Source organism: Sporolactobacillus pectinivorans, assembly GCF_002802965.1.
In the GTDB taxonomy this organism is placed as follows: domain Bacteria; phylum Bacillota; class Bacilli; order Bacillales; family Sporolactobacillaceae; genus Sporolactobacillus; species Sporolactobacillus pectinivorans.
In genome coordinates, this window is record NZ_NXGA01000001.1 from 1,189,032 (window position 1) to 1,213,829 (window position 24,798).

Below are 24,798 nucleotides of genomic sequence, written 5' to 3' on the forward strand. Positions count from 1 at the left end.
TTGAACAAAATGAAAGTCAGACTGGAGCTTTTTTTATGGTAATGTCAAAACATGGTGTGGCAGGAAAAAGAATCTGAAGCAGGCCTTTTCGGCTGTTTGGCTTTTTCGGTTACCATGGCGAGACGTTATCATGCTGAAATCAGTGACTTTTGAAAGTCTGCTGTGAGAGCATGTTTCATTGTGCCGGATCAGCAGGCTTTTTTGTGCCTTGCTGGTCCCCTTGAATAAAGAAACGGGGGCGTTTGATGATGAAATGGCGCGACTGGGATATCAACCTTAAAGTCCGTTTAATTGGGGAAGGCGTTTTTAATTTGCTGTTCTGGATGTTCTTCCCGTTTATGGCCATTTATTTTTCTGATCATTTTGGACAGCAGGCAGCGGGCCTGTTGCTTATTCTGTCGCAATTGTTCGGCACGGTGCTCGGTCTGTTTGGGGGCTATTGTGCTGACCACTTCGGCCGTAAGCGAATGATGATTTTCTCTGCTGCCGGCCAGGCAGTGTGCTTTGTCTTTTTTGCGCTTGCCAATTCCCCATGGCTTGTGTCTCCGATGTTGACATTTATCAGCTTTTCACTGCTCGGCCTGTTCGGGCAGCTGTACTGGCCGGCCAGCAGCGCGATGATTGCCGATGTTGTACCGGAAGAGCACCGTGCCGGAGTGTTTGCCATTTTTTATACATCGATCAACGTGACTGTAGTCATCGGCCCGCTTTTGGGCGGCATATTTTTCTTCAACTACCGCTTCTTCTTCCTGACAATCTGCTCAATTGTAAGTTTCATTCTTCTCTGGGTTTTGCAGCGGTGGATTCACGAAACGGTTCCGCTTACAGTCGATCAGCATCAACATCAGGAAGCAACTGGAAACTGGATTTTTTATCTGAAACAGCAGATGAGGGATTATGGCGTTATTTTCAGAGACCGTATTTTTCTGCTCTACATTCTAGCGGGGGTGCTCGTTGCGCAGACTTTCATGCAGCTTGATCTGCTGATCGCTGTCTATACGACAAATCAGGTGCCACGCCAGCTATTGACTTTTTTTGGCAATTTCTCGTTCGATCTGGACGGAAAAAATCTGTTCAGTGCGATGGTATCGTTGAATGGGCTTTGTGTCGCATTGTTTACTGTGATTGTAACGAAATGGATGACAAAGTTTAGAGAAGGCGGCGTCTTTATGGGGTCGGCATTATGTTATGGCGTCGCGATGATTCTAATGGGCTCGACCGTTAACATCTGGCTGCTGTTTTTTGGTATTGTGATGTTCTCCTGGGCGGAGCTGATGACTGTCGGCGTACAAGACAGTTTCGTAGCAAAGCTGGCACCGGAAGATTTGCGCGGACAGTATTTTGCAGCTTCCGGATTACGCTTTTCTCTCGGGCGGACGATTGCGCCGATCGCCATACCAATGACCGTCTGGCTCGGCTATTCCTGGACGTTCACGATACTCGGCATGGTTGCTTTTATGGGTATGGGCCTCTATGGCATTCTGTTTTCTATGTTTTATCGGAAACAACATTTTGTGACCTTGAATGAATGATTTTTATAGACTAAGGAAGAGTGGCAGCTGCCACTCTTCCTTTTCGTTCATCAATTGAAAAAAAGCTTGATCCATTTCTTACAAAAATAATCAGATAATTCTGATGTTTAAAGATGTATTTTTTATGTGCTATCCCTGAAAAGGTCAAACAATTTGGCACCATGACAGTTGGAATCTGCTATAATAGGCTCTGTTAGAAAGCGTTTGCAACAAATTTACTCAAATTCTTATGACTTGGAAGTGATCGGATGTATTTGGGAGGAATAGAAGCAGGAGGGACAAAATTCGTCTGTGCCGTAGGTGACGAGAACGGGAATGTTCTTGCCAGGGAAAGAATTGCTACAACAGATACAAAAACCACTCTAAGCGGAGTTGTTGATTTTTTTAAAAATTTTAAAATCGAGGGACTGGGTATCGGTTCATTTGGACCGGTCGATTTGAACCGTGAGAGTCCGACGTACGGATATATTACATCCACGCCAAAGCAGGGCTGGACCAACTATCCGCTGGTTCAGACAATGGAAGAGGCACTGCATGTACCGGTCGGTCTGACAACGGATGTAAATGCAGCTGCGCTTGGGGAATTATACAATGGCGCGGCAAAGGGGCTGGATGGATGCCTTTATATTACAGTCGGAACGGGCATTGGTGCCGGCCTTGTTTCCCAAAATCGCTTGCTGCAGGGACTTTCCCATCCGGAAATGGGGCATATTTTACTGCGCCGTCATCCGGACGATGATTTTGAAGGCATCTGTCCCTATCACCATGACTGTCTTGAGGGTCTGGCATCCGGCCCGGCGCTGGAGGCACGATGGGGAAAGCCGGCAAATGAATTGCCGGTGACCCACAAAGCATGGGAAATAGAAGCAGACTATCTGGCTCAGGCACTCATGCAGTATGTGCTGATTGTTTCTCCGAAAAAAATCATCATCGGCGGCGGTGTGATGAAACAGACGCAACTCTTCCCGAAGATCCGCGAAAAACTGCAAAAACTCCTTGCCGGATACATCGACCTTTCAGAGGTTAAAGAGAAGATTGATGAGTACATTATTCCACCGGCACTCGGAGACAATGCCGGGATTACCGGAGCATTGATCCTGGGCAGTCAGGTTTTGAAAAATAAGGGTATTTCGCAGTTCTAAAGATTAAAAAATGATTTTCAAAAAGGTTATCACTGCTTATATGAAATATACCTAAGTTCCTGCCTGAAAACAGGATCTTAGGTTTTTTAATAGTTCTCAAATTCGCCGAAAACTGCTTCAGGACACTTCTGATTTTTTGCAGGTATCATATTTGTGTTTTTTTCGGCCATTCACCGGTAAATTCGGATTCATCATAACTGAAGAAGCTGTTCAGATAATCCTTGTGGCTGTCGAAAAAAAGCTGATCGGCGACAGCAGATGCGATGGCGGGCAGACTGTATTTCATGCCCGAAAGTGCCGAGGCTGAGAGACCGCAGCTGACCATCGCCGAATAGTTAAAGGCAAAAAGGCCGTGCAGAAGCTTTTTCCCCTCTTCGTCACAGCCCAGCAGTGCAAAGCCGGAGCTCATGTAAGGGTGGGCGTCGAGCACAGGATTGGCAATCCCGGTTGGGGCTTTGTAACGGTCTTTCCAGCGGGCAATATGGCTTTCAACAAGTTTTAGCTCAGAGCGCAGCGCAGGATCGGTGCGCAGTCCGGTGCTGATAATCAGAAAATCGTAGCTGAATGTGCCCTGTGGCGTCGTCACGCGTGCACGGCCATCAGCTGCCTTGACATCAAGCCATGGTGATCTAAGATGAAGATAAAACTCCGGCCATGAAGAAGCACGTTTGAAAATATCATTGGTGGGCGGCTGATTGAGTTTGAAAAAATGGGCCATGACCGCATATTTTTCCGCATCATTCAATGTATGGAAGTGCTCGATTATTCCGGAGAGCTCCATCTGACGGATTGGGTTGATGCATTGGATTGCCTTGCGCCGGACAAAAACATGGACTTCCATTGCGCCTTTCTTCAGGGCGTAATTAGCATTGTCGAAGGCTGAAGCGCCACCGCCGAGAACGGCGATTTTCTTTCCTTTTAATGCATCGAAGTCAATCATTTCTGAAGTGTGGGCATAAAGCCGCTTCGGAAGTTTGTCTCTGATCATCGGCGGCACATACCATTGTCCGCCGCCCTGAATCCCGGTCGCCAGAATAACTTTGCGGGCCAGTAGTATATCTGTCGGCATTCCCTCTCCTGAAACATGCAGGCGATAGAGTCCATCTTCGGAAGGCTCGATCAAATTCAACTTCACTTTATTTCGGAGTGGCAGGTTGAGGACTTTACGATACCAGCGCAGATAATTCATCCAGTCACCGCGCGGGATTTTATCAAGTGTTTCCCAACCTTGCTGCCCGAATTGAGCCTCCCACCATGAACGGAATGTCAGAGAAGGGATACCGAAATCGATGGACGTCAGCTGTTTTGGCGTTCTAAGTGTTACCATACGGGCATAAGTGACCCACGGTCCTTCTTTACCTTCCTCATTTTCATCGATGATCAGAATATTAGAGATACGCTCACGCAGGAGGCCGAAAGCAATACCCAGGCCGCATTGTCCACCGCCAACAATGATCGCATCATAGACGTGGCCATCAGGGTGATGGATCGGGCGGATCCAGTCCGGACTGTCCACGACCAGGTAAGAGAGGTCTTTTTTTACACGTTCATTTAAAGCTTCCAGGCTCATACCTATGCAGCTCCTTTGATGTGGCATCCGATAACATCATTTCTATTAATCCTATCGTTTCTTCAGAAGCAGATCAATAATAAAATATCTAAATTTTCTTATTTTAGCTATACAAAGTCACCATGAATTATTCAACATTCAAAAATTGCTCAATATGCTCGGATTACAGTGGACAAATTCACCAAAACCAACGGGCTTTTTTGTTATAAATGTTCATGTCGGAATCGAAAGAAATGAGTTATTCTATAATTATTATGTCGGAAATATGGTCTTATAAATATCTAAAAATTATGATAATGGAGATGGAAAAATGGAACAGAGCCGATTTGGTGCCTTTATAAAGGATGATATGAATATAGAACCAGTTGGAAGCGGGATTCTTGATCATTTGCACTTTGCCGTCAAGGATGTTTTCGCAGTGCAAGGACATACGAACAGTGCAGGGAATCCGGAGTGGGAAAAGACCCATCAGCCTGCAGTCAAAAACGCCTGGACCATCGACAGGCTACTTGGAAACGGAGCAACGCTGCGCGGGATGACGGTTACCGATGAACTGATGTACAGCCTGAAGGGTGACAACGTCCATTTTCCGCCGACGATCAATCCCCGCCTCCCGGATTGTTTTACCGGAGGTTCATCAAGTGGTTCGGCGGTGGCTGTAGCAGGCAGGCTGACTGACTTTGCTATCGGTACAGATACAGGTGGATCGATCCGCATTCCTTCATCATATTGCGGCCTTTTTGGCATGCGGCCGACGCATGGAGTAATTTCCCTAGACGGCGTTATTCCTCTGGCACCCAGCTACGATACGGTCGGCTGGATAGCAGAAAATGCAGAGATTCTAGAGGCGGTGGGCAAATGTCTGCTACCCGGACAGGAGATGTATCCTTTCCGGCATTTTTATAAGTTGAGAGAAACGTGGAAGCTGCTTACATCGTCATCAGTCACATCGATTTTAAGAAGGGCTGTCTCCCGGATTTTTCAAGATACGCCGGTTCAGGACTGCCCTTTGCCATATAGCACACTTCCGGAACTCGTGGAAACCTTCCGCATGATTCAAGGCTGGGAGGCCTGGAAGTTGCATGGCCGTTGGATCGAAGAAAACGTTCCCCAATTCGGTCCCGACATTGCCGGTCGTTTTGAAGCAGCATCAAAAATAAAACAGGATGAGGCTTATCAACGTGCAGTGGAGATCAAAGCGCAGTTCGGCCGGGAGATGAGCAACTTTCTTGGCCAGGACGGTCTGCTGATCTTACCGACGACCTACGGATCGGCACCGAAACGTAGCGCTTCTGTCGAGGAAGCTGAAAAAGTGCGTGCACAGACGATGAAACTGACATGCATAGCCGGGGTTTCTGGTCTGCCTCAGATTACGGTTCCTCTCATCGATCACGATCATCCGGTGGGGCTCTCTTTTATTTCCGGGCGCGGAACAGACAGACAGTTACTGACATTTGTCCGCAACATTTCGGAAAAAACGTCCAAAAGCTAATATGCTGTCCAGTCCGTTCAGGATGGTTGTATAATCGACAAAAGATTCAAAAAATGTTTCAATAGAGTAAAGATGTTTGATCATTTTTTTACAGAGGCGCAGATCATCATGAAAGTTTCCGAGCTTTTCCAGATATCCCAGTTCCATGAGTTCAAACTTGCTGCCGGTGAAATGGGGACTGACAGGGAGGTGCGCAATGTGAATATGATGGATGCTCCGGATATCATCGACTACCTGAAGCCTGATGACTTGCTGATTACGACCGGCTATCATCTGCAGCATAATCCGCGGTTTTTTTATCAGCTGGTGGAACAGATGGCTGAGCGAGGATGTGCTGCACTAGGCATTAAAACCCGCCGTTTCATCGGCGGCATACCTGCCGAGGTTATCGAGCTGGCCAATAAACTTTCCTTTCCTCTGATTGATCTGCCCAACAGCCTGGCGCTGGTTGATATTGTCAATCAGACACTGACGATGATACTGGATGCAAGAACGAAGGAACTTCAGTTTGCCATCGATACTCATCAGCAGTTTACAAGGCATATCATGAGTGGGGAGAGTATCGGACGCCTACTCAAGCGGTTGTCCGACATGATCGGTTTTCCGGCCGTCCTTCTTGACTCCTACTTTAAAATTATAGATGCACCCGCTCATGAACAGACAGGTTCGAAAATTACAGTGCATCTGCCTGCAGTCGAACAGGCATTTTTTCAGCAGCAGAACGCCGGTTATTCATCCTTTTCCATCGTTGATACGCATCAGACCCTCTCTCTGTTCGTCCTTTATACTTATAAAAAGAAGCGGTACTTTCTTCTGATTGGCGGTTTTGTTCCGCAGACCGACCGATTGCTGACCTTGACCGTGGAACAGGCTTTGAATGTCCTTGCCTTTGAATTAATGAAAGATGAAGCATTAAAACAGTCCGACCGCAAAGTGCGCGATGCTTTCTTTTCAAACTTGGTGCTTGGGTCTTTCTCGACGGAAGAAGAAATTATCAGCCGGGCAAAAGAATTCGGGTTTAAGGACGGCCGGACGTTGGTCTGTATTGCCGGTGAACTTGATACGGTCAAAGAACCGATCAGTTTTATTCATTTTCAGATGGAGACGAATGATATCTATGAATATCTGGAAGGAGAAATCAGCACGCTGCCGTTTCCCGGGCATTTGTTTGTCAAGGACCATATTTGTGTCCTGATTGTTGAAATGATGACTTCTCAGGAGAACGGTTACCGGTTTCTGAAGCCTTATCTGCAGAAATTACAGGACCGGGTCAGGCATTTCTTTCCGCAGACGCTCTCCTTTGGGTTGAGCAATATTTTCAACGATTTGCCGGGAATTCCCGATGCATATCAGGAAGCCGTCGATGCTCTTCACGCCGGAATGCAGATCGGCCGCCGGTCATTCATTCAGGCCTATCAGGCACGGGGGATCGTTGATCTTCTGCACCGGATTCCGGCAGAAGATCTGCGCAAACTCTATCAGGAAACCCTGCAAAGTCTTGCCTTTCCCCAAAAAGAAGAAAACCAGGATCTGCTGCATACACTCTATGTTTATCTTGAATCAAACTGTCAGATTTCGGAAACAGCCAAGAAATTGTATGTCCACCGCAACACAGTCATTTACAGGATTGATAAATGCGAGCATATACTAGGAAGAGATCTGAAGGATCCGGACACGACTTTCCAGCTTCGCTTTGCACTGAGGCTTAAACCTTTGATTGACAATTCAGAAGGGATTTCAGACAGACGGAAACAGTAAGCGTGATATCACCCTGCGAATCCCTGATGAGGAGGAACTTTGGTGAACATTGAAATTTTGAATGAAGCAGATACTGAGCTGTTTGTTGAGGAATTAGACGGAATTTTTGAACATTCTCCATGGATTGCCCGTGAAGTTGTTGAAAAAAGACCTTTTTCCTCTGTTGATAACCTGTTTCAAACGTTGGCAAAGGTCGTCATGTCTTCTACGCAAGAACAGAAGGAAGCACTGATCAACGCTCACCCCCGTCTTGGCGGATCCGGTAAGCTGACAGAGCGTTCGGGCAGTGAACAGCAGCAGGCAGGACTCCATAATCTGAAGAAAAAAGAAGCTGCAGCGCTTGCCAAATTAAATGCCGAATACGAGCAGCTTTTTGATTTTCCGTTTATCATGGTCATCCGCGGCAGGAGCAAACAAGAAATTTATTCGGCGATGGAAAAAAGGTTGAAAAACAGCCAACAGAAAGAATTTGAAATCGCACTCGATGAGATTTTAAAGATTGCCCGTCTCCGTCTGGATGACTTATTTAAATCGGAATAAGCTGATCCGGAAAGAACAGACGGAATCGGGCGGCGGAAGGGGTATGTTCATGAAAGGACTGACCACGCACATTCTCGATTTGGCAAAGGGCAGGCCGGCGGCGAATGTTCGGATCGATGTGTTCGAAGCCGATGGGGCATCAATAAGATATATACGGAGCTGCACAACAAATCGGGATGGACGGCCGGATGATCCGCTGATCGAGGGATCGGCACTTCATGAAGGGACTTATGAATTGCATGTACATATCGGTGACTATTTCAAAAATTCAGGAAACGGTCCAAACAGTTTTTTTCTGGATGTCATCCCGGTTCGCTTCAGCATTGCTGACGGCTATGAGGGCTGCCATGTGCCGCTGCTTGTTTCCCCATTCGGTTATCAGATTTATCGCGGAAGCTGAACATTGATCATCAGGAAAAGAATTGCAGCGAATGAATCTTCTCATTCACGGCAATTCTTCTTTTGTAAAAATATTCTTCTGTTTCCGGTTCACCGCGCGACGCTCACTTTTACAAAATTGGTTGGATATTTTTTGATTAAGCGACACAGGGTTTTCAGGACTTGGCGGCGCTTGTTTCCGCCATTAACTGCTTGGACAGATGGGTGGCGTTTTCTTCTTCAGTGCGGCGCCCGGCATTAAAGATAAGATTCAGAATAAGGGCGGTAAAGCTGCCGGAGACAATGCCATTGTTGGTCAGGATCTGTATGAGTTTCGGGAACTTTGCAAATAAATCGGGCTGGACGGTGACGCCGAGGCCGACACCGACAGAGCAGGCGATGACTAGCAGATTTTCCTGACGCGAGAAATCAGTTTTGCCCAGCATCCGGACCCCGGAAGCAATGACCATACCGAACATGGCCAGCGTCGCGCCGCCGATCACAGCATTCGGAATTAATATCGTTACTGCTCCGATTTTCGGGATCAGGCCGAGCAGAACAAGCATGATGCCGCAGACAATAGTGACTGCTCTGGTTTTTACACGCGTCATCTGGACGAGACCGACATTCTGTGAAAAAGTGGTGTACGGGAAAGCATTGAACAGTCCACCAACCAGAATTGCCAGTCCTTCGGCGCGATAGCCGTGCTGCATCGCTCTCTCGCCAATCGGCTGCCCGCAGATTTCGCTCAGTGCCAGATAGACACCGGTCGTTTCGATCATGCTGACAATACCCACAATCGACATCGCAACAATCGCATCAGCATGGAATGTTGGCATCCCGAAGCTGAACGGATGGATCAGACTGAACCAGGCTGATCCGCTGACCGATGAAAAGTCGACCAAACCCATAAAATAGCCAGCAACAGTCCCGATAACGATACTCAGCAGTATGGAAATTGCCTGCATAAATCCTTTGAAAAAGCGGTTCATGAGTATGATCAGAACGAGTACACCGAAACCAAGTGTCAAATTCTGCACGCTGCCGAATCCTTTGGCTCCAACACCGCCGCCCAGATTGCTGACGGCGACCGGGATCAGCGTGATGCCGATGATCATAACGATCGATCCGACAACAACCGGCGGAAAAAGACTGGCAATTTTACCGAAAAATGTGGAAAAAATCAGCACCACCAGCCCGGCAACCAGAATTGCTCCACAGATTCCGGGCATCCCGTAGGACTTGCCGATGATCATCATTGGCGATACAGCGATAAAAGTACAGCCCATTACAATCGGGAGGCCGATCCCGAAAAAGCGGTTTTTCCAAGCCTGAAGCAATGTGGCGACACCGCAGGCTGCCAAATCGATCGACACAAGTAACGCAAGTTCCGTTCCTTTCAAACCGACCGCCCCGCCGACAATCAGTGGAACAATCACAGCTCCTCCATACATTGCCAGCATGTGCTGAATGCCAAGAGATAAAATCTTTCCGTATTTATGCATCGTTTCCATAGTTTTCACACTCCCATTTTTTGTATTATAGAGCATTATCACATGATCGGTATGAAATTCTGACTCAGCTGGCTTCGCCCTTCTCCTTTAAAGGGGTGCCATTGAAAGGCGTATTGCTCATTTTAATTGATTCGCTTGGGCAGCCTTCGAATGCATCGACGACATCGTCAAGGCATTCTTCAGGAATAGCCGCTGTTCCTTGATTGTCATCGAGCAGAACATGCGAAGTTCCGTCATCGTCATAACCAAAGATATCCGGAGCTGCACAACCGCATGCCCCGCAGGCAATGCAAGTATCCTTATCGACGATCACATATTTCATCAGGCTTCATCTCCTTATCTCGTCACCTTTAAGGTAGAAAGTCAATGATCATGTTTAGCTTGTATAGTGCTTTCCAAGGCCCATTTCTTTCAGCAATTTCCGGTAAGCGATCGATGTTTTGTCCGCCATAATGTGTGCTTCCGCCTGAAGGTCAAGAGGCAGTTCTTCCGGTTTCTGATTTTCAACCATTTCCCGGTCTTCATTAAAAATTTTCAGGTTGAAAGCGCAGGCATCCTCAATTGAGAGCTCTTTGTCGAAATTCTGGGCAATCGGACAGAAAAGCCTCGTTTTTCTCGCAGAAATCGGGCTGGCAGCATTCAATATCCAGAGCAGTTTATCATCCGGAAAATGAACGATCAGCCTAGCCGCGAGCGGCGAGTAGATGTCATATTCCCGCAGCCATTTGAAACCGGCCGGTGACGGATCCTTCATGCCCTTAGGATAGTTGCTGACCGTACTAAGATAGTCCGTGTGCAGTCCGCCGTCTGTCCTGGTGACTTTGTAACTCGGAACAAATGCATTGTTTCGGTCGGCGAAAGTGTCCGTGTGCACCCAGGCAAAATGGGCGACATCCAGAAACCCTTCTACCTGCCGGCCTGCCGATCCATTAATGTCGACAACCGGAGCCAGAAAAGAGATATAGCCCTCATTTTCCCAGGCAGGCAGCGGCGGGATTTTTTCTTCTTCGCCGGTGAGTGTTGTCCAGATCAGTCCGTAGCGCTCGACAGCGGGAAAGACCGTCAGGCAGAGACGCGGTGAAATCTTTGCTCCCGGATGAGCGGGGATGGAAACGCATTGTCCGTCTGAGGCATAGCTGAATCCGTGGTACGGACAGACAATATGATCATTTTCAACCCATCCCATGCTCAATGGTGTTCCCCGATGGATGCAGAGATCACGTGCCACTACCGGTTTACTATTCGCGCGGTAGACAACTAGTTCCACATCGAGCAGTTTGAGGGCAAGCGGTTTGTCGGTCACCTCTTCGCTTCTCGCTACCGGATACCAATACTGGGCCAACACATTCCAGTCTTCCGGGGTGAATGTGCAGTCCGTCGGATAAGGCGCACTCCTTTTGGTAAATACCATAGACATAGCGATTCCCCCTTTAATATTCATTTGATTCTTAAAAAGTTTATAATAAATCTGAAAATAACTGAACTAAAATGTTAGATGTTCTTACAATAACCAGCCTTTTTTGTAGCTAAAGTTCATGGACTGGTTTTCCTTTGTATGATTTGTCAAAAGTGTGAACATCGAGACGGACGACCACGATCGTTCTTCGTGCCTTATTCCTTATCACTGAATTCTTATTTAGGCGGATATGGTAAATCCGGGAAATTCTTAGCCATTATGACTAATGTATCAAAAGAAAATTAGATCATTTGCTGATGGTGTGGAAAGGTGAATTTGTTAGAATGATAATGTTCCTATCGGTGTTTGTTAGATGATCTAACAGGTAAAGAGGGAGAAAAGCGATGATCGATCAAGTCCCAACGACAATAAAAAATGAACTTCACGATTTAATCGAATGGCTGGCTGCTTTCGGAAAAACCGGACATGGCGGTGTCACCAGGCTGCTGTATGATACGGACTGGCAGAAAGCGCAGCATGCACTGAAGTATAAGATGGAAGAGATGGGCTTTAATACCCGCTTTGATGATGTAGGCAATCTGTTCGGCTGTATCAGGGGTACCGAAAATGAAGAGAAGGGGATATTGACCGGTTCCCATGTTGATACTGTTGTAGACGGAGGAAAATATGACGGTGCCTATGGCATCCTTGCTTCGATGATTGCTACGGCACGTCTCTTTCATCAATATGGTGCACCAAGAAAGACCATTGAAGTTGTATCGCTTTGCGAGGAAGAAGGTAGCCGGTTCCCCTTGTCATTCTGGGGATCAGGCAATATCACAGGAAAGTATCATGCGCAAGATGCGACAAGACTGGCCGACCATTCCGGAATGTCTCTGACAGATGCGATGCATGGTGCCGGTTTTGGCATAGGAAATTATCCGGATGCATTCAGAAACGACATCGCCTGTTTTCTGGAGATACATATCGAACAGGGAAGAACACTTGAGCTGGGGAAAAAAACATGGGCTCCCGTTAGCCATATCGTCGGGCAGCGGCGGTACACCATCTCTTTGACGGGAGAAAGCAATCATGCTGGTACGACACCGATGAACCAACGGCGGGATGCAGTCTATGCTGCTGCATTAATGGTATCTCATGTGATCAAAATGGCCGGTGAGCAGCAAAACGGATTGGTCGCCACGGTCGGGAGGATTGAAGCAGATCCGAATGTCGCAAACGTGATCTCAGGGAAATGCCGATTTTCATTGGATATCCGCCATCACGAAGTTAGTGTGCTCGACCGATTCAGCGAGGAAACCCTTGCTTTTTGCAAAGAAACGGCGGACAAAGCAGGAATACAGATCCAAATTAATAAATGGATGGATGTGCCGCCTGTGAAGCTGGATCAGAAGTTGATGGAAATGAATCTGAAACTGGCTGAAGACGCTGGAATTCCCTTCAGAAAAATGGTCAGCGGAGCCGGACATGATTCACAGGTATTCGGCACCTTTTGTCCGACTGCGCTGATGTTTGTTCCCAGCCATTTGGGTGTCAGCCATTCGCCGGCCGAGTATACGGGCCTTGATGAGTTGACCATCGGTGTGCATATGCTGATGAAGATGCTCTATCATCTGGCTTATGCTCCTGAAAAAAATAACGGAAAGTGTGAGTACGAATGACGGAAAATGTTGCAAGTTCATGGAAATTATCCGTTCCGCCGCGCACGATCATGACACCGGGTCCGGTTGAAGTCGATCCCCGCGTGCTGCGCGCCATGTCAATGCCGATTCTCGGACAGTTTGATTCTGCTTTTACAGCCATTATGAACGAAGTCATGGAGATGCTGCGGGAAGTTTTTCAGACTAAGAATCATTGGGCATACCCGATTGACGGCACATCCCGCGCCGGCACGGAGGCATTGCTGGCGGCTCTGATTGAACCGGGAGAGAAGATGCTTGTGCCTGTCTTTGGCCGTTTTGGTGATCTGTTTGTGGAAATCGGCGAACGTTATGGTGCTGAAATCCATACGATGTCCTGTCCATGGGGAACCGTGTTTGATCCGGAAGAAATCATTTCTGAAATAGAAGAAGTCCATCCGAAAATCGTGGCACTGGTTCATGGAGAGACCTCGACGGGAAGGATGCAGCCGCTGGATGCTGTCGGCCGCGCCTGCCGTGAGATGGGTGTGCTGCTTGTAGTCGATGCAGTCGCAACATTCTGTGGAGTGGACATCAAACCGGACGAGTGGTGTATCGATGCAGTGATCGGCGGCGCGCAGAAATGTCTTTCAATCCCGTCCGGTATTGTGCCGATCACCTACAATGAACGCGTCGAAAAAGAGATTTTGAAGCGCAAAAAAGTGGAACGCGGAATTGCAACCGATGCCGATAGAAAAAAAGCGGAGGGCCATCTGCCGATCCGCAGCAATTATTTCGATCTTGGTCAGCTGCAGGATTACTGGAGTGAGCGCCGGCTCAATCATCATACGGAAGCGACGTCGATGGAGTACGCATTGCACGAAGGCTTGCATTTGGTCCTTGAAGAGGGGCTTCAGAACCGCTTCGCCCGCCATAAATTGAATGCGGAAGCCTTGAAGGCCGGTATTGAAGGCATGGGGCTTGAACTTTTCGGCGATCCTTCCTGCGTAATGCCGACAGTGACCTGTGTCAGTGTGCCGGAACATGTCGACGCTGACGAAGTCCGCAATGTTCTGCTCAAACAATTTGGTATTGAAATTGCCGGCTCTTTCGGTTCGCTGCAGGGGAAAATCTGGCGGATCGGCACGATGGGTTACGGCTGCAGGCAGGATCATGTTTTGGCTGTGCTCGCCGGGCTTGAGGCTTCGTTGATCCGGTGTGGTGCAACGGTCAATCGCGGTGATGGCCTGCAGGCGGCAATGGACGTTTATGATCAGAATTCCGTTAAATGAGGGGATTAAAAGTAATAGAATTCAGCTGATTTTCTTACCTCTTTGACTAATACCTGCTGCTGGATGCTTCAAACAAAATATGCGAAAGGGTGCGACCAACATGTCTTTCGACCTTCTAATAAAAAACGGGTGCGCTGTATTGAAAGATGAAGTTAGAAAAGTGGACATCGGGATTAAAAAAGGCAAAATCGCGGCAATTGGTGATGCACTGACTGAACAGGCAGAGGAAGTGATTGATGCAGAAGGGCAAACCATTTTTCCAGGCATGATTGACGTCCATGTCCATTTTGATGAACCTGGGCGCACGGACTGGGAAGGCTTTGAGACGGGTTCTTCAATGTTGGCAGCAGGGGGATGCACGACCTATTTTGATATGCCGCTGAACGGGATTCCCTCTACTGTTGATAAAAAAGCACTTATTGAAAAAGTAAAAATCGGAGAAGACGCATCACATATTGATTTCGGACTGTGGGGAGGATTGGTGCCGGGCAATATCAGAGACCTTGAAGGGCTGCATGATTCCGGTGCTGTTGGATTCAAAGCTTTCCTCTCGCCTTCAGGAAATCCTTATTTTGAATCGGTTGACGATCATTCGCTGCTAGCAGGCATGAGACGAATTGCTTCGCTTGGAGGTATTCTCGCACTCCATGCGGAAAGCGCGCCGATCGTTACTTTTCTACAACAGGAAAAAGAAGCGCAAGGGCTAACCGGTTGCGATGATTACGCCGAATCCCGGCCGCCCCTGGCCGAAGCAGAAGCTGTCTCACGGGCACTGATGTTTGCCGAGCTGACCGGCTGTCGGCTGCATTTTGTCCATATCAGCACAACGGAAGCGGTAGATCTGATACAGCATGCGAAAAAGAGAGGGCAGGATGTCACGCTTGAAACGTGTGCCCATTATCTGCTATATAATCACGCTGATTTTTGCCGTCTGGGTGTAATCGGGAAATGTGCACCGCCGCTGCGCTCGGAATCCGAACGTTTCGGGTTGGTTGATAAACTGATTCACAATGAGATTGATATGGTGACTTCCGATCACTCGCCATGCGAATGGAAAGACAAACAGAAGGACAATTTGTTCGATGCCTGGGGCGGGATCAGCGGCGGCCAGTTCACGCTGTTGAGTGTCATCGAAATCGCACTGAAACATCACATCCCGTTGACCAAGGTGGCTGACTGGACGGCCGGGCACCCGGCCGAACGTTTCGGAATGGCTCCCGAAAAAGGTAAAATTCTTCAGGGCACGGACGCGGATCTGGCCATTGTTGATCTCCGTAAACCTGAAAAAGTAACGAAAGAACGCTTATTTCAAAAAAACAAGTTTAGTTTATATGTCGGGCATACTTTTCCATCCAGTATTCAAACGACAATTAACCGCGGCGTGATTGTCTATTCTGATGAAAAGATCAATACAGCGGCACGTGGGGAATGGTGCAGGCCTAAAATCTTAAACGTGTACCATTAAAAAATTGAATGCGATCAAAACACGAATGATAGGATAGAATGATGAAAATTTAATGGTCCCATACCCGGGCTTTTATCCGGGTATGGGATTTTGTCATGTTTTCTGACAACAGGAGATAAATTAATTTCAAATATTGGTTAATCTAATGAATTGCATCGATTCATTTTGGCTGTTTTGAACAATGACAAAAGTAACTATCAGAATTAATATTAAATTTGTAATGAATAGTCACATATTTTGTTAGTATTTCAGACATAGCTATCCGGAGGAGGCTGAAATCATTAAAAGTAGCTGATACAGCACAATGGCTAGGATATCATATGTATTTGAGTAGGTTCAGCGTTCTATTACTTTGTATAGGATATTCCAAAAGATCCGCCGTTTACGATTATAATAATCAAAAAATTGCGAATGAAGGAAGGGATTTACCATGGAAAGTGGCAATCATGATATTTTTACCGGCACGATTGAAAATGGAAGTGAACATCTGTACAACAAAGATCTGGCACCTGCAACAGAACGTCACTGGAGCGTTTACAGCCTGTTTTCAATGTGGATGTCGGATGTACATAGTATCGGGACTTATACTTTTGCCGCAGGTTTGTTTTTCCTGGGTTTGACTGGCTGGCAGGTTCTGATTGCCGAAATAATCGGCGCATTTGCTGTTTTCTTCCTGGCGAATATGACCGGTACGGCAGGAACAAAATTGGGCGTTCCGTATCCTGTTCTGTCCCGCATTTCGTTCGGTGTCTTTGGGGGTAATGTACCTGCAATGATTCGAGGGTTTATCGCTGTTTTCTGGTATGGCATTCAGACCTATCTGTCCTCCGTAGCCGTTGTAGCCATCCTTCTTCTGGTCTTTCCAGGCATGAAAGGTATGATGGGAACGACTTTTCTCGGGCTGTCTCTGCCGGGATGGATTGGGTTCTTATTTCTTTGGCTCCTGCAATTTTTAATTTTTCGTTATGGAATGGAATTCATCCGTAAGTTTGACAATTTCTGCGGGCCCGCAGTCTATGTGATGATGCTGATTATGATTGCCTGGATCGCCGTGAAGGCAGGCGGTAAAATCAACATCGGGATCAGTCCGGTTCGCGTCGCACCCGGCCAGGCCATTTTTCAGTTTTTCAGTGCAATCTCTCTGGTCATCGCTTATTTTTCTACGATTATGCTCAATGTCAGCGACTTTACCCGCTTTTCACCGTCCACAAAAACGACGAAGCTGGGGAATTTCTGGGGGCTGCCCATTAACTTTACTGCGTTCTCACTTGCCAGCGTCATTATTACTGCCGGAACGATCACAGTGTTTGGAAAAGCGATCACTGATCCTGTTTTGCTGATTCAAAAGGTGAATAATCCCTTCTTTTTGGTCGTGGGTGCGATTGTCTTCATTATCGCGACAATGGGGGTCAATATTGTGGCCAACCTTGTTTCACCTGCTTATGATTTTGCCAATGCCGCCCCCAAGCATATTGATTTTCGGCGCGGTGCCATGATCACATCCATTCTCGCCGTTGTGGTCATGCCGTGGAAAATCTACGGCAGCCCGGTGGCCGTTAACTATTTTCTGGGCGGACTCGGTGCTTTTCTTGGCCCCATCTTTGCTATCATCGTTGTTGATTTCTATCTCATCAAACGGGGAAAAGTCAATGTCAAATCCCTGTATCAGGTGGGCAGTGATCATGATTACTGGTACAAGAACGGGTACAATATGAAAGCATTTATTGCATTTATGATCGGTATTATTGTTACAGTTCCTCTTGCCCTTGTCCCGGCATTCTCGATTGTATCGCCGTTCTCATGGCCAATCGGTGTCGCTATTACCGGTATCGTTTATGGCTCGCTTATGCGCCGTGAACAGGTAGTAGTGCAAACAGAACCGGGTACACCAACGATTCAGTAGCTCGATAAATTTTCAAACAGCCTGTTCCTGGTTTTATCAGCGGCAGGCTGTTTTGCTATACTTGCCCCTCCTTTCCCTAAGTGATCCGAGTAATCATGCACCGCGGACGCACTGATATAGTGAGACGTTTTTTTAGATCACATTTAAGCAGCATCGGGTATGTGAACAAAGAAATAGCATGTAGTGGCAACGCTTTCAACTAAAGCATGCTATAATGGGAAAGGAAACTTATAGAAGAACGGGAGAAGTGAGCATGATGGACAGGACACCACTTTTTTTGCAGCCGGCGCTGCATGAAAAAATCTGGGGTGGAAAGAAACTGCGCGATTTGTTCGGCTATGATATTCCAAGTGAAACAACGGGCGAATGCTGGGGTATTTCAGCACATCCGAACGGACCTGCAGCGATAAAAAACGGTGCACTTGCCGGAAAAACTTTAGCCGAGGCGTGGGCGGAGCACCGCGAGCTTTTTGACAATTATAAAGGCGACGATTTTCCTTTACTGACCAAGATTCTTGATGCACAGACCGATCTGTCGGTTCAGGTGCATCCGGACGACGCTTATGCTCAAGCGAAGGAGCATGTTCCCTTTGGCAAAACCGAGTGCTGGTACATTATCGATTGCGATGAAGGATCAGAAATCGTATACGGGCATACAGCCCAGACACGCGAAGCTTTCCGCCAGGACGTTGCGGAGAAAAAATGGGACAGCCTGCTGCGCCGCGTCAAGGTAAAGCCGGGAGACTTTTTCTACGTCCCGAGCGGCACAATCCACGCAATCTGCGGCGGCTGCCTGATTCTTGAGACGCAGCAAAGCTCCGATACAACCTATCGCGTTTATGATTATGACCGTCCGGGGGGCGACGGGAAGCCGCGCCCGCTCCATATCCGCCAGTCGATTGAATGTGCCAATTGTCCGCACGTTGATCCTGAGCTGACCTATCACATCCATCAGGAAGCGCAGGCCAAGTTTACCGAGCTGCTCCGCGAAAGTCTCTTTACCGTTTCACACTGGGAAATTCGCGGGCATGCGGACCCGATTAAGAAAAACTGGCCATTCCTGTTGATGAGTGTTCTGGACGGCGAAGGTGCACTGGCTATCGGCAGCAAGCGGTACACTTTGAAAAAGGGCGATCATCTGGTTGTGCCTTCCACGGTAGGAGAACTGGTATTGGATGGTGCACTGGATCTGATTGTTTCGAATCCTGTCTAAGTAAGTGCCTGACTATAAACTAATTCCCACGGTTTCAGAATTACAATTTGCACGTGAAAAATGGGGAAAAAAGAAACGATAAAACGGGTTCCCGTTTACTGAGCACCCTTTACCCTAATTGAGGCCGTGCTGCCAGACTGCGGGAAGCGGCTGGTAGACTGAACAAATTCTGTTCAAGTAACCTGAAAAATCAGTACTAAGCGCTCAGATTGATCACATCGGACCACGAAAATATGCTCAAACAAATCCCCTGGAGAGTCAGTTAACAGTCCAGGGGATTTTCAATGGCACGCACCGAATTATTTCTTCAGTAAAGCGTAAATTGCAGCGAAATCGTACTCTCCTTCGCCTTGCTGTTTAACAAGGCCATAAAGTGATTTGACCAGGTTGGAAATCGGCAGTGCAAAGTTGTGTGCATAAGCTTCTTCCGAGGCAAGTTCCATATCTTTGTAGATGCTGCTGACTTTGAAATCCGCATTTTCAAAATCCTGATCCATGATTTTCTTCTGTTTGAAATGAAGAATCGGTGCAGCGGTCGGTCCGGAAAGGAGAGACTGGATCAGCGCTTCCTTTTCCAGACCAAGGCTTTCACCGAACGCAACGGCTTCCGAGAAAGCTGCGACCGTCTGGCCGAGCATTAGATTATTAACCAGTTTCATGGCTGTACCGCTGCCGTTCGCTCCTTTATGCTGTACAGATTTGCCCATAATATTGAGCAGCGGGCGTACTGTTTCTACGTCTTTGGCGTCGCCGCCGACAAAGAAAATCAGTTCGCCATTTTCGGCAGGAGCTGTCGACCCTGCAACCGGCGCGTCAAGAAAATGTATCCCTTTGTCAGAGGCCGCTTGGGCCAGTTTAATGGAGTGGGCGGGATTGATCGTGCTGCTGTCGACCCAGAGACTGCCGGGTTTCAGGCCATTCAATAATCCGTCTTCACCATAAGCGACCGCGTCGACAGCCTGCGGGGTGGCAAGCATCGTAAAAATAATGTCTGCCTGTTCGCCGACCGTACGCGGTGACTCGGCCCACTTGGCCCCCTTTTCAATCAGTGGATTGGCCTTGGACTTCGTCCGATTATAAACGACCAGCGATTCCCCGGCATTCTGCAGGCGGCCGGCCATCCGGCTGCCCATAATTCCGATTCCGATAAATCCAATCATCTGTTGTCTCCTCTTTTCACAGAACTCTCTTTTCAGCAAGAAAACATCCATTGCCAGCATAGCACAATATGCTCTGCAATCGAAAAAAACTGCTTGCCAAGTTAAGTTCGGTGAGCATACAAAGCTGACACCATCATGCTATAATAAAAAAGTTATAATGAAGAGCGGATACGGAGGTTTTTTCGTGATTAATATCATTGCAACCGCTGAGTCTGAGGAGCAGGCTGAGGCACTCTTGGATGCAGGTGTCGACACGCTTTATGTTGGCGGGCATCCGTTTGGGCTTCGCCTGCCGCGCGCGCTGGCACTTGATCAAATCGGAACCATCGTGCAAATGGCTCATGCGCGGGGGAAAAAGGTGATCGTTGCCTGCAATGCCTTGATGCATAACGAACAGATAGAAAAACTGGAGATGTATCTGTCGCAGTTGGCTGAAATGGGGGCAGACGCGATTACGGCAGGCGATCCCGGAGCTATTTTTGTTCTGGAGAAGCTGACCCTTCCCCTCCCTTATATTTACGATGCAGAAACACTGGTCACCTCTGCCGAACAGATCGAGTTTTGGCTGCAGCGGGGGGCCACCGGAGCTGTCGCTGCGCGGGAGCTGACCTTGACCGAGCTGGAAAAGATACAGAGCAAACTGGACAGACCGGTTGAAGTGTTGGCATACGGACCGACCTGCATTCACCAGTCCGGACGGCCGCTTCTGACTAATTATTATCATTACGCGGATCTGGATGAGCAATCGGACAATGACCGTGGGCTTTATCTCCGCGATCCGAAGAATCCAGACAGCCGGTATCCGATTTTTGAGGATGAAGACGGAACCCATATTTTTTCAACAGAAGACCTGTCCCTGATGGGTGAACTCCAAAGACTTTTTGACCATGGGCTCCATACGTGGAAATTGGATGGTGTACTGCTGCATGATGAGCGTTTCGTTGATATTGCCGCACTGTTTGTTGAGGCAAAAAAAGCGCTTGAATCCGGGACATTTGAATCTGCCGGGTTCAGCAACAGGCTTCGGGCATTGCAGCCTCAGTCGCGGCCGCTTGGCACAGGATTTTATCTGAAAAATCCAGATGACGTAAAATAGTCAGTTTATCAGTGAACTGATTATCGAAAGGATAACATGATGCGAAAAATAATGAATAAACCTGAAGTGCTGGCCCCGGCCGGCAATCTGGAAAAACTGAAAATGGCGATCCGCTATGGCGCCGATGCAGTTTATATCGGGGGACAGGCTTACGGTCTGCGTTCGCGCGCTGGTAATTTTTCTTATGATGAGATGCGCGAGGGCGTTGCTTTTGCGCACAGCCGCGGGGCCAAAGTATACGTTGCCGCAAATATGGTGACTCATGAAGGTGACGCGGAAGGCGCCGGTGATTTTTTCAAAACGTTAAAAGATATTGGCGTCGACGCTGTCATCATTTCTGATCCGGCGATGATTACGATCTGTTTTTCCGCCGCACCGGGACTGCCGATCCACCTGTCCACTCAGGCATCGGCGACGAACTACAAAACACTGGAGTTCTGGAAAAGTGTCGGCCTGGAACGGGTTGTGCTCGCACGTGAAGTAGGCATTGAAGAAATCCGTGAAATGCGGCGCCACACGGATATCGAAATTGAAGCGTTTGTCCACGGTGCGATGTGCATCGCGTATTCCGGGCGCTGCACGTTGTCAAACCATATGGTCAACCGCGATGCAAACCGCGGTGGATGCGCTCAGTCATGCCGCTGGAAGTATGATCTGTTTGAAATGGGTGGTACGGCGGCAAAGACTCTGATCCCCGAGGGTGCCGAACCTTTTTCAATGAGCGCTGTCGACCTGTCGATGCTGCGTCATCTCCCGGATATGATCGAAGCAGGAGTGAACAGTCTGAAAATTGAAGGACGCATGAAGTCGATCCATTATGTGTCGACCGTATCGAACGTTTACCGTACAGCAGTTGACGCGTATTGTGACGATCCTGATCATTTCACATTCGATCCGGCATGGGAAGATGAAATCTGGAAAGTCGCTCAGCGTGATCTGTCAACCGGTTTCTACTATCATGTGCCGACTGAAAAAGAGCAGCTGTTCGGCAAGCCGCGTAAAATTCCGAAGTACACGTTTGCCGCTCAGGTGATGAGCTATAATCCGGAAACAAAAATCGCTACACTGCAGCAACGCAATAACTTTGGCGTCGGTGAAGAAGTTGAATTCTACGGACCGGGTTTTGCGTATTTCAAACAGACCGTCCGCGATCTCTGGAACGAGGACGGTGAACCGATCGACCGCGCGCCGAACCCGATGATGACGGTAACGATGACCGTTGACCAGCCGGTTGAACCCTACTTTTTAATGAGAAAGAAATAAAGATAATACAAGGCCTCCATTGCTGTCCGGCAATGGAGGCTGTTTTTACACTTTAAGAAAGTATAAAATTTCAAGGATTAAAGTGTAAGTGCAACTANGGCTGTTTTTTTAAGAAAGTATAAAATTTCAAGGATTAAAGTGTAAGTGCAACTAGGCCTCTGGCATTGCCTAAAGGCTTGCCAATCGGCAAGTTTTCTTTAACTGTTGTTCACTATTTTCTGGTTCCGGATATCTCACTTCGCTTATCGAAAGTTGCGTATCGAATATCCTCCAATGGAGAGCAGACGTAAAATTCTCGCTGAAAAATCGCTATTTATGTGATCTCGTTCACAATTTGTCAAGGCCGGACCTTGAAATATTCTGATAAAAGAACTAAATTGTAATTAGCAGTCAAGCTCTGTCGGCGGCCAGTTTGCTTGTAAACGAGCCCCATGGATCAATCTTTCAGAAAATTGAAATCACTGAGTTAAGAAATTTAATTTATCAGTTTGAAACTAAACTGATAAGCTTTTATCAGTTAAATTCCGATGGTTTAAGTCGTCCATAACCTATGGGAACGGGATTCTGCCTTGGGCACTTTTTTATTCTGCCAAAGTGACCCATCACGAAACCGTTCTTCAAACAGCGCAGCATTCAATAGATTTTCTGATTGAAAAAATGACGGCTCCAGAGGGGCATTTGCGGCCAATCGGCAATCACAGCTGGTGCACGCATCGGCAACGAAGCCACTGGGATCAACAGCCGGTGGAAATCATGGCACTGGCTGCTGAAGAAGCAGCAAAGTCCCTGGAACCGAGCGATGTTTATGCTGACGTTATTGGAAAATGCCACGGCTGGTTCCACGGGGAAAATGATCTGCATCTGCCAATGGCTGATCCTGATCACGGCGGCGGCTATGATGGACTGGAAAGGGCAGGATCAACCACAACCAGGGTGCGGAATCGACGCTGGCCTATCTGCTTACTGAGCTGATTTATGCGAGAAATACGAGACAAAAAGATCAGTCGTTCTAACAAAAGAATCAGTCTTCACGGAAAATAATCGGTCGTTCTAACGAAAGAATCAGTCTTCACGAAAAACAATCAGCCATTGCGGTTCATTGGATTTTATTAGCTAAATGACACACCTCACTGCTGTTCCACGCAGCTCAGCATGACTCTGTATTTCTGTCTTTTATCATTCGAAAAATTGTCACGGGTTCATTGATTATCTGAAAATATGTAAGCGCATTACTAACTGCTTGAAAGTTGATCTTTTATAATAGAGATGAGCAGAATTATTATAGGAGGATTGAGAAGATGCAGTATGTCGATGTTGCAGAGGGTCTTAAGTTTTCTAAGGTGATTGCCGGCACCATGAGGGCAGCGCATGAAGGTCTGAGCGGCAAAAAAATGGCTGATTTTGTGAATCGCTGTCTGGATGCCGGAGTGACGACTTTTGATCATGCCGACATTTATGGATACTTTGAGAGCAGCCGTCTGTTTGGCGAAGCGGTGCTCAAAGACAATCCGTCATTGCGTGATAAGATCCAGGTCGTTACGAAATTCAACATCATCCTGCCCCGTGAGGAAAATGGTTATGCCCACTACTATGATTCATCAGTTAAGCACTTAAATGAATCGCTGAACAAATCGCTTGAAGTACTGCACACCGATTATGTTGATGTGCTGCTGATTCATCGCCTGGATCCGCTGCTGAATCCGAAAGCGCTCGCGGAAGGACTGGACGATCTGATTAAGCAAGGAAAGGTCAGGCACATCGGTATTTCGAATGCCAGTTATACTTATTTTGAAATGGTCAGCAAATATGTCAAAACGCCGCTTGTTACGAATCAGGTTGAAGTCAGCACGCTCTACACCGATACTTTTTTCAACGGTGTGATGGACAGCGCGCTGATCCACGATATTCCGGTCATGGCTTGGTCCCCGCTCGCCGGCGGTGCCCTGTTTCATCCGAAAACGGGTCAGCAATTCCGCGTCCGTGAAATTCTCGGACAAATGGCGAAAAAATATGAGGCTGATTCCATTGATAAAATCGCTTATGCCTTCATTAATAAACTTCCGGCTACGATCTGCCCGGTTGTCGGTTCGACCAAATTCGAACGCCTCCAATCAGCCATTGATGCTCAGAGTGTTGAGCTGACAAATAAAGATTGGTTCAAGATCCTCGAAGTATCGCGCGGGAAGGAAGTATTATAAGCTTTCGGCATAGTTCTTCAATGGATTCGTTTTATAAACATCATATGATATAAGCTTGTTTCCATCCATCCGTTCAGGCGTTTCGTACGTGGGACGGATTATTTTTTTGTCCTGTTCAGCTTTTGGACCCTCGTCCTTTTAATCAGTGATCCCCGAAGATATTTGGTTCTCCTGCCAATATCATTTTTTGACTAATTCCATGAGCTAGCATTAAAAAAACAGTGAAAAATTATAAAATTGTCTGCC

Annotated in this window: 20 protein-coding genes; 15 read left to right on the plus strand and 5 right to left on the minus strand. The window is 47.5% G+C overall.

Going from position 1 to position 24,798, the window contains the following annotated elements:
- Window positions 1-248 precede the first annotated feature (248 nt).
- A complete protein-coding gene (locus tag COP04_RS05770; protein ID WP_100489551.1) occupies window positions 249-1,532 on the plus strand; it encodes an MDR family MFS transporter in 1,284 nt (427 codons plus the stop codon).
- 248 nt (window positions 1,533-1,780) lie between these two features.
- Window positions 1,781-2,674 carry an ROK family protein gene (locus tag COP04_RS05775; RefSeq protein WP_100487113.1) on the plus strand — a complete coding sequence of 298 codons (894 nt, stop codon included), beginning with the start codon at window positions 1,781-1,783 and terminating at the stop codon, window positions 2,672-2,674.
- A gap of 145 nt (window positions 2,675-2,819) precedes the next feature.
- Here the strand turns inward: COP04_RS05775 and COP04_RS05780 are convergent, their stop codons facing one another.
- A complete protein-coding gene (locus tag COP04_RS05780) occupies window positions 2,820-4,244 on the minus strand; it encodes an NAD(P)-binding domain-containing protein (protein ID WP_100487114.1) in 1,425 nt (474 codons plus the stop codon).
- A gap of 310 nt (window positions 4,245-4,554) precedes the next feature.
- Between COP04_RS05780 and COP04_RS05785 the strand changes: the two genes are divergently transcribed.
- The 4 genes from COP04_RS05785 (at window position 4,555) to uraH (ending at window position 8,434) form a co-directional block, all read left to right on the plus strand.
- The gene (locus tag COP04_RS05785) at window positions 4,555-5,736 is read left to right on the plus strand and encodes an amidase (protein WP_100487115.1); all 1,182 of its coding nucleotides are present in this window, start codon (window positions 4,555-4,557) and stop codon (window positions 5,734-5,736) included.
- A 108-nt stretch (window positions 5,737-5,844) separates the two neighbouring features.
- Entirely contained in the window at window positions 5,845-7,494 is a 1,650-nt protein-coding gene (locus tag COP04_RS05790; RefSeq protein ID WP_100489552.1) for a PucR family transcriptional regulator, read from the plus strand.
- 42 nt (window positions 7,495-7,536) lie between these two features.
- Entirely contained in the window at window positions 7,537-8,034 is a 498-nt protein-coding gene (gene uraD, locus COP04_RS05795) for a 2-oxo-4-hydroxy-4-carboxy-5-ureidoimidazoline decarboxylase (RefSeq protein ID WP_100487116.1), read from the plus strand.
- Between the two features lie 49 nt (window positions 8,035-8,083).
- Window positions 8,084-8,434: a hydroxyisourate hydrolase gene (uraH, locus tag COP04_RS05800; RefSeq protein WP_100489553.1), complete on the plus strand. Its 351-nt coding sequence runs from the start codon at window positions 8,084-8,086 to the stop codon at window positions 8,432-8,434.
- Window positions 8,435-8,588: 154 nt separating this feature from the next.
- On the opposite strand, the gene COP04_RS05805 is transcribed toward uraH, so the two are convergent.
- The 3 genes from COP04_RS05805 to COP04_RS05815 all read right to left on the minus strand — a co-directional run bounded on the left by COP04_RS05805 (window position 8,589) and on the right by COP04_RS05815 (window position 11,343).
- Complete coding sequence (locus COP04_RS05805; protein WP_100487117.1) at window positions 8,589-9,926, minus strand: nucleobase:cation symporter-2 family protein; 1,338 nt, start codon at window positions 9,924-9,926, stop codon at window positions 8,589-8,591.
- Between the two features lie 64 nt (window positions 9,927-9,990).
- Window positions 9,991-10,248: a 4Fe-4S domain-containing protein gene (locus tag COP04_RS05810; protein ID WP_100487118.1), complete on the minus strand. Its 258-nt coding sequence runs from the start codon at window positions 10,246-10,248 to the stop codon at window positions 9,991-9,993.
- A 54-nt stretch (window positions 10,249-10,302) separates the two neighbouring features.
- Window positions 10,303-11,343, minus strand: coding sequence for an aromatic ring-hydroxylating dioxygenase subunit alpha (locus COP04_RS05815; RefSeq protein WP_100487119.1), 1,041 nt, complete (start codon window positions 11,341-11,343; stop codon window positions 10,303-10,305).
- Between the two features lie 383 nt (window positions 11,344-11,726).
- Here COP04_RS05815 and allC point away from each other — a divergent pair, with 383 nt between their 5' ends.
- The 5 genes from allC to manA all read left to right on the plus strand — a co-directional run bounded on the left by allC (window position 11,727) and on the right by manA (window position 18,835).
- Window positions 11,727-13,004: an allantoate deiminase gene (gene allC / locus COP04_RS05820; RefSeq protein WP_100487120.1), complete on the plus strand. Its 1,278-nt coding sequence runs from the start codon at window positions 11,727-11,729 to the stop codon at window positions 13,002-13,004.
- Window positions 13,001-14,254, plus strand: coding sequence for a pyridoxal-phosphate-dependent aminotransferase family protein (locus COP04_RS05825; protein ID WP_193437393.1), 1,254 nt, complete (start codon window positions 13,001-13,003; stop codon window positions 14,252-14,254). The genes allC and COP04_RS05825 overlap by 4 nt, the downstream gene beginning before the upstream one ends.
- Before the next feature lie 100 nt (window positions 14,255-14,354).
- Window positions 14,355-15,719, plus strand: a complete 1,365-nt coding sequence (locus COP04_RS05830) for an allantoinase (protein ID WP_100487121.1) — start codon at window positions 14,355-14,357, stop codon at window positions 15,717-15,719.
- 430 nt (window positions 15,720-16,149) lie between these two features.
- Window positions 16,150-17,622, plus strand: a complete 1,473-nt coding sequence (locus tag COP04_RS05835) for an NCS1 family nucleobase:cation symporter-1 (RefSeq protein ID WP_100487122.1) — start codon at window positions 16,150-16,152, stop codon at window positions 17,620-17,622.
- Between the two features lie 256 nt (window positions 17,623-17,878).
- A complete protein-coding gene (gene manA / locus COP04_RS05840; protein ID WP_100489555.1) occupies window positions 17,879-18,835 on the plus strand; it encodes a mannose-6-phosphate isomerase, class I in 957 nt (318 codons plus the stop codon).
- Window positions 18,836-19,134: 299 nt separating this feature from the next.
- Here manA and COP04_RS05845 read toward each other — a convergent pair whose 3' ends face one another.
- Entirely contained in the window at window positions 19,135-20,055 is a 921-nt protein-coding gene (locus tag COP04_RS05845; RefSeq protein WP_338062837.1) for an NAD(P)-dependent oxidoreductase, read from the minus strand.
- Window positions 20,056-20,182: 127 nt separating this feature from the next.
- Between COP04_RS05845 and COP04_RS05850 the strand changes: the two genes are divergently transcribed.
- The 4 genes from COP04_RS05850 to COP04_RS05865 all read left to right on the plus strand — a co-directional run bounded on the left by COP04_RS05850 (window position 20,183) and on the right by COP04_RS05865 (window position 24,552).
- On the plus strand, window positions 20,183-21,091 hold the full coding sequence (locus tag COP04_RS05850; RefSeq protein WP_239984955.1) for a peptidase U32 family protein: 909 nt from the start codon (window positions 20,183-20,185) through the stop codon (window positions 21,089-21,091).
- A gap of 39 nt (window positions 21,092-21,130) precedes the next feature.
- Entirely contained in the window at window positions 21,131-22,354 is a 1,224-nt protein-coding gene (locus COP04_RS05855; RefSeq protein WP_100487125.1) for a peptidase U32 family protein, read from the plus strand.
- A 678-nt stretch (window positions 22,355-23,032) separates the two neighbouring features.
- Complete coding sequence (locus tag COP04_RS05860) at window positions 23,033-23,326, plus strand: hypothetical protein (RefSeq protein WP_162297081.1); 294 nt, start codon at window positions 23,033-23,035, stop codon at window positions 23,324-23,326.
- A gap of 326 nt (window positions 23,327-23,652) precedes the next feature.
- Complete coding sequence (locus COP04_RS05865) at window positions 23,653-24,552, plus strand: aldo/keto reductase (RefSeq protein WP_100487127.1); 900 nt, start codon at window positions 23,653-23,655, stop codon at window positions 24,550-24,552.
- The last annotated feature ends 246 nt before the right edge of the window (window positions 24,553-24,798 follow it).

What these genes read in the sequence shown, in the direction of transcription:
- uraH (WP_100489553.1), top strand. Translation starts at nt 8,084, where the DNA reads ATGAAAGGACTGACCACGCACATTCTCGATTTGGCAAAGGGCAGGCCG.
- COP04_RS05825 (WP_193437393.1), top strand. Translation starts at nt 13,001, where the DNA reads ATGACGGAAAATGTTGCAAGTTCATGGAAATTATCCGTTCCGCCGCGC.
- COP04_RS05770 (WP_100489551.1), top strand. Translation starts at nt 249, where the DNA reads ATGAAATGGCGCGACTGGGATATCAACCTTAAAGTCCGTTTAATTGGG.
- COP04_RS05785 (WP_100487115.1), top strand. Translation starts at nt 4,555, where the DNA reads ATGGAACAGAGCCGATTTGGTGCCTTTATAAAGGATGATATGAATATA.
- COP04_RS05810 (WP_100487118.1), bottom strand. Translation starts at nt 10,248, where the DNA reads ATGAAATATGTGATCGTCGATAAGGATACTTGCATTGCCTGCGGGGCA.
- COP04_RS05835 (WP_100487122.1), top strand. Translation starts at nt 16,150, where the DNA reads ATGGAAAGTGGCAATCATGATATTTTTACCGGCACGATTGAAAATGGA.
- COP04_RS05845 (WP_338062837.1), bottom strand. Translation starts at nt 20,055, where the DNA reads ATGCTGGCAATGGATGTTTTCTTGCTGAAAAGAGAGTTCTGTGAAAAG.
- COP04_RS05865 (WP_100487127.1), top strand. Translation starts at nt 23,653, where the DNA reads ATGCAGTATGTCGATGTTGCAGAGGGTCTTAAGTTTTCTAAGGTGATT.
- allC (WP_100487120.1), top strand. Translation starts at nt 11,727, where the DNA reads ATGATCGATCAAGTCCCAACGACAATAAAAAATGAACTTCACGATTTA.
- COP04_RS05815 (WP_100487119.1), bottom strand. Translation starts at nt 11,343, where the DNA reads ATGTCTATGGTATTTACCAAAAGGAGTGCGCCTTATCCGACGGACTGC.
- COP04_RS05805 (WP_100487117.1), bottom strand. Translation starts at nt 9,926, where the DNA reads ATGGAAACGATGCATAAATACGGAAAGATTTTATCTCTTGGCATTCAG.
- COP04_RS05790 (WP_100489552.1), top strand. Translation starts at nt 5,845, where the DNA reads ATGAAAGTTTCCGAGCTTTTCCAGATATCCCAGTTCCATGAGTTCAAA.
- COP04_RS05855 (WP_100487125.1), top strand. Translation starts at nt 21,131, where the DNA reads ATGCGAAAAATAATGAATAAACCTGAAGTGCTGGCCCCGGCCGGCAAT.
- COP04_RS05775 (WP_100487113.1), top strand. Translation starts at nt 1,781, where the DNA reads ATGTATTTGGGAGGAATAGAAGCAGGAGGGACAAAATTCGTCTGTGCC.
- COP04_RS05780 (WP_100487114.1), bottom strand. Translation starts at nt 4,244, where the DNA reads ATGAGCCTGGAAGCTTTAAATGAACGTGTAAAAAAAGACCTCTCTTAC.
- COP04_RS05830 (WP_100487121.1), top strand. Translation starts at nt 14,355, where the DNA reads ATGTCTTTCGACCTTCTAATAAAAAACGGGTGCGCTGTATTGAAAGAT.
- manA (WP_100489555.1), top strand. Translation starts at nt 17,879, where the DNA reads ATGGACAGGACACCACTTTTTTTGCAGCCGGCGCTGCATGAAAAAATC.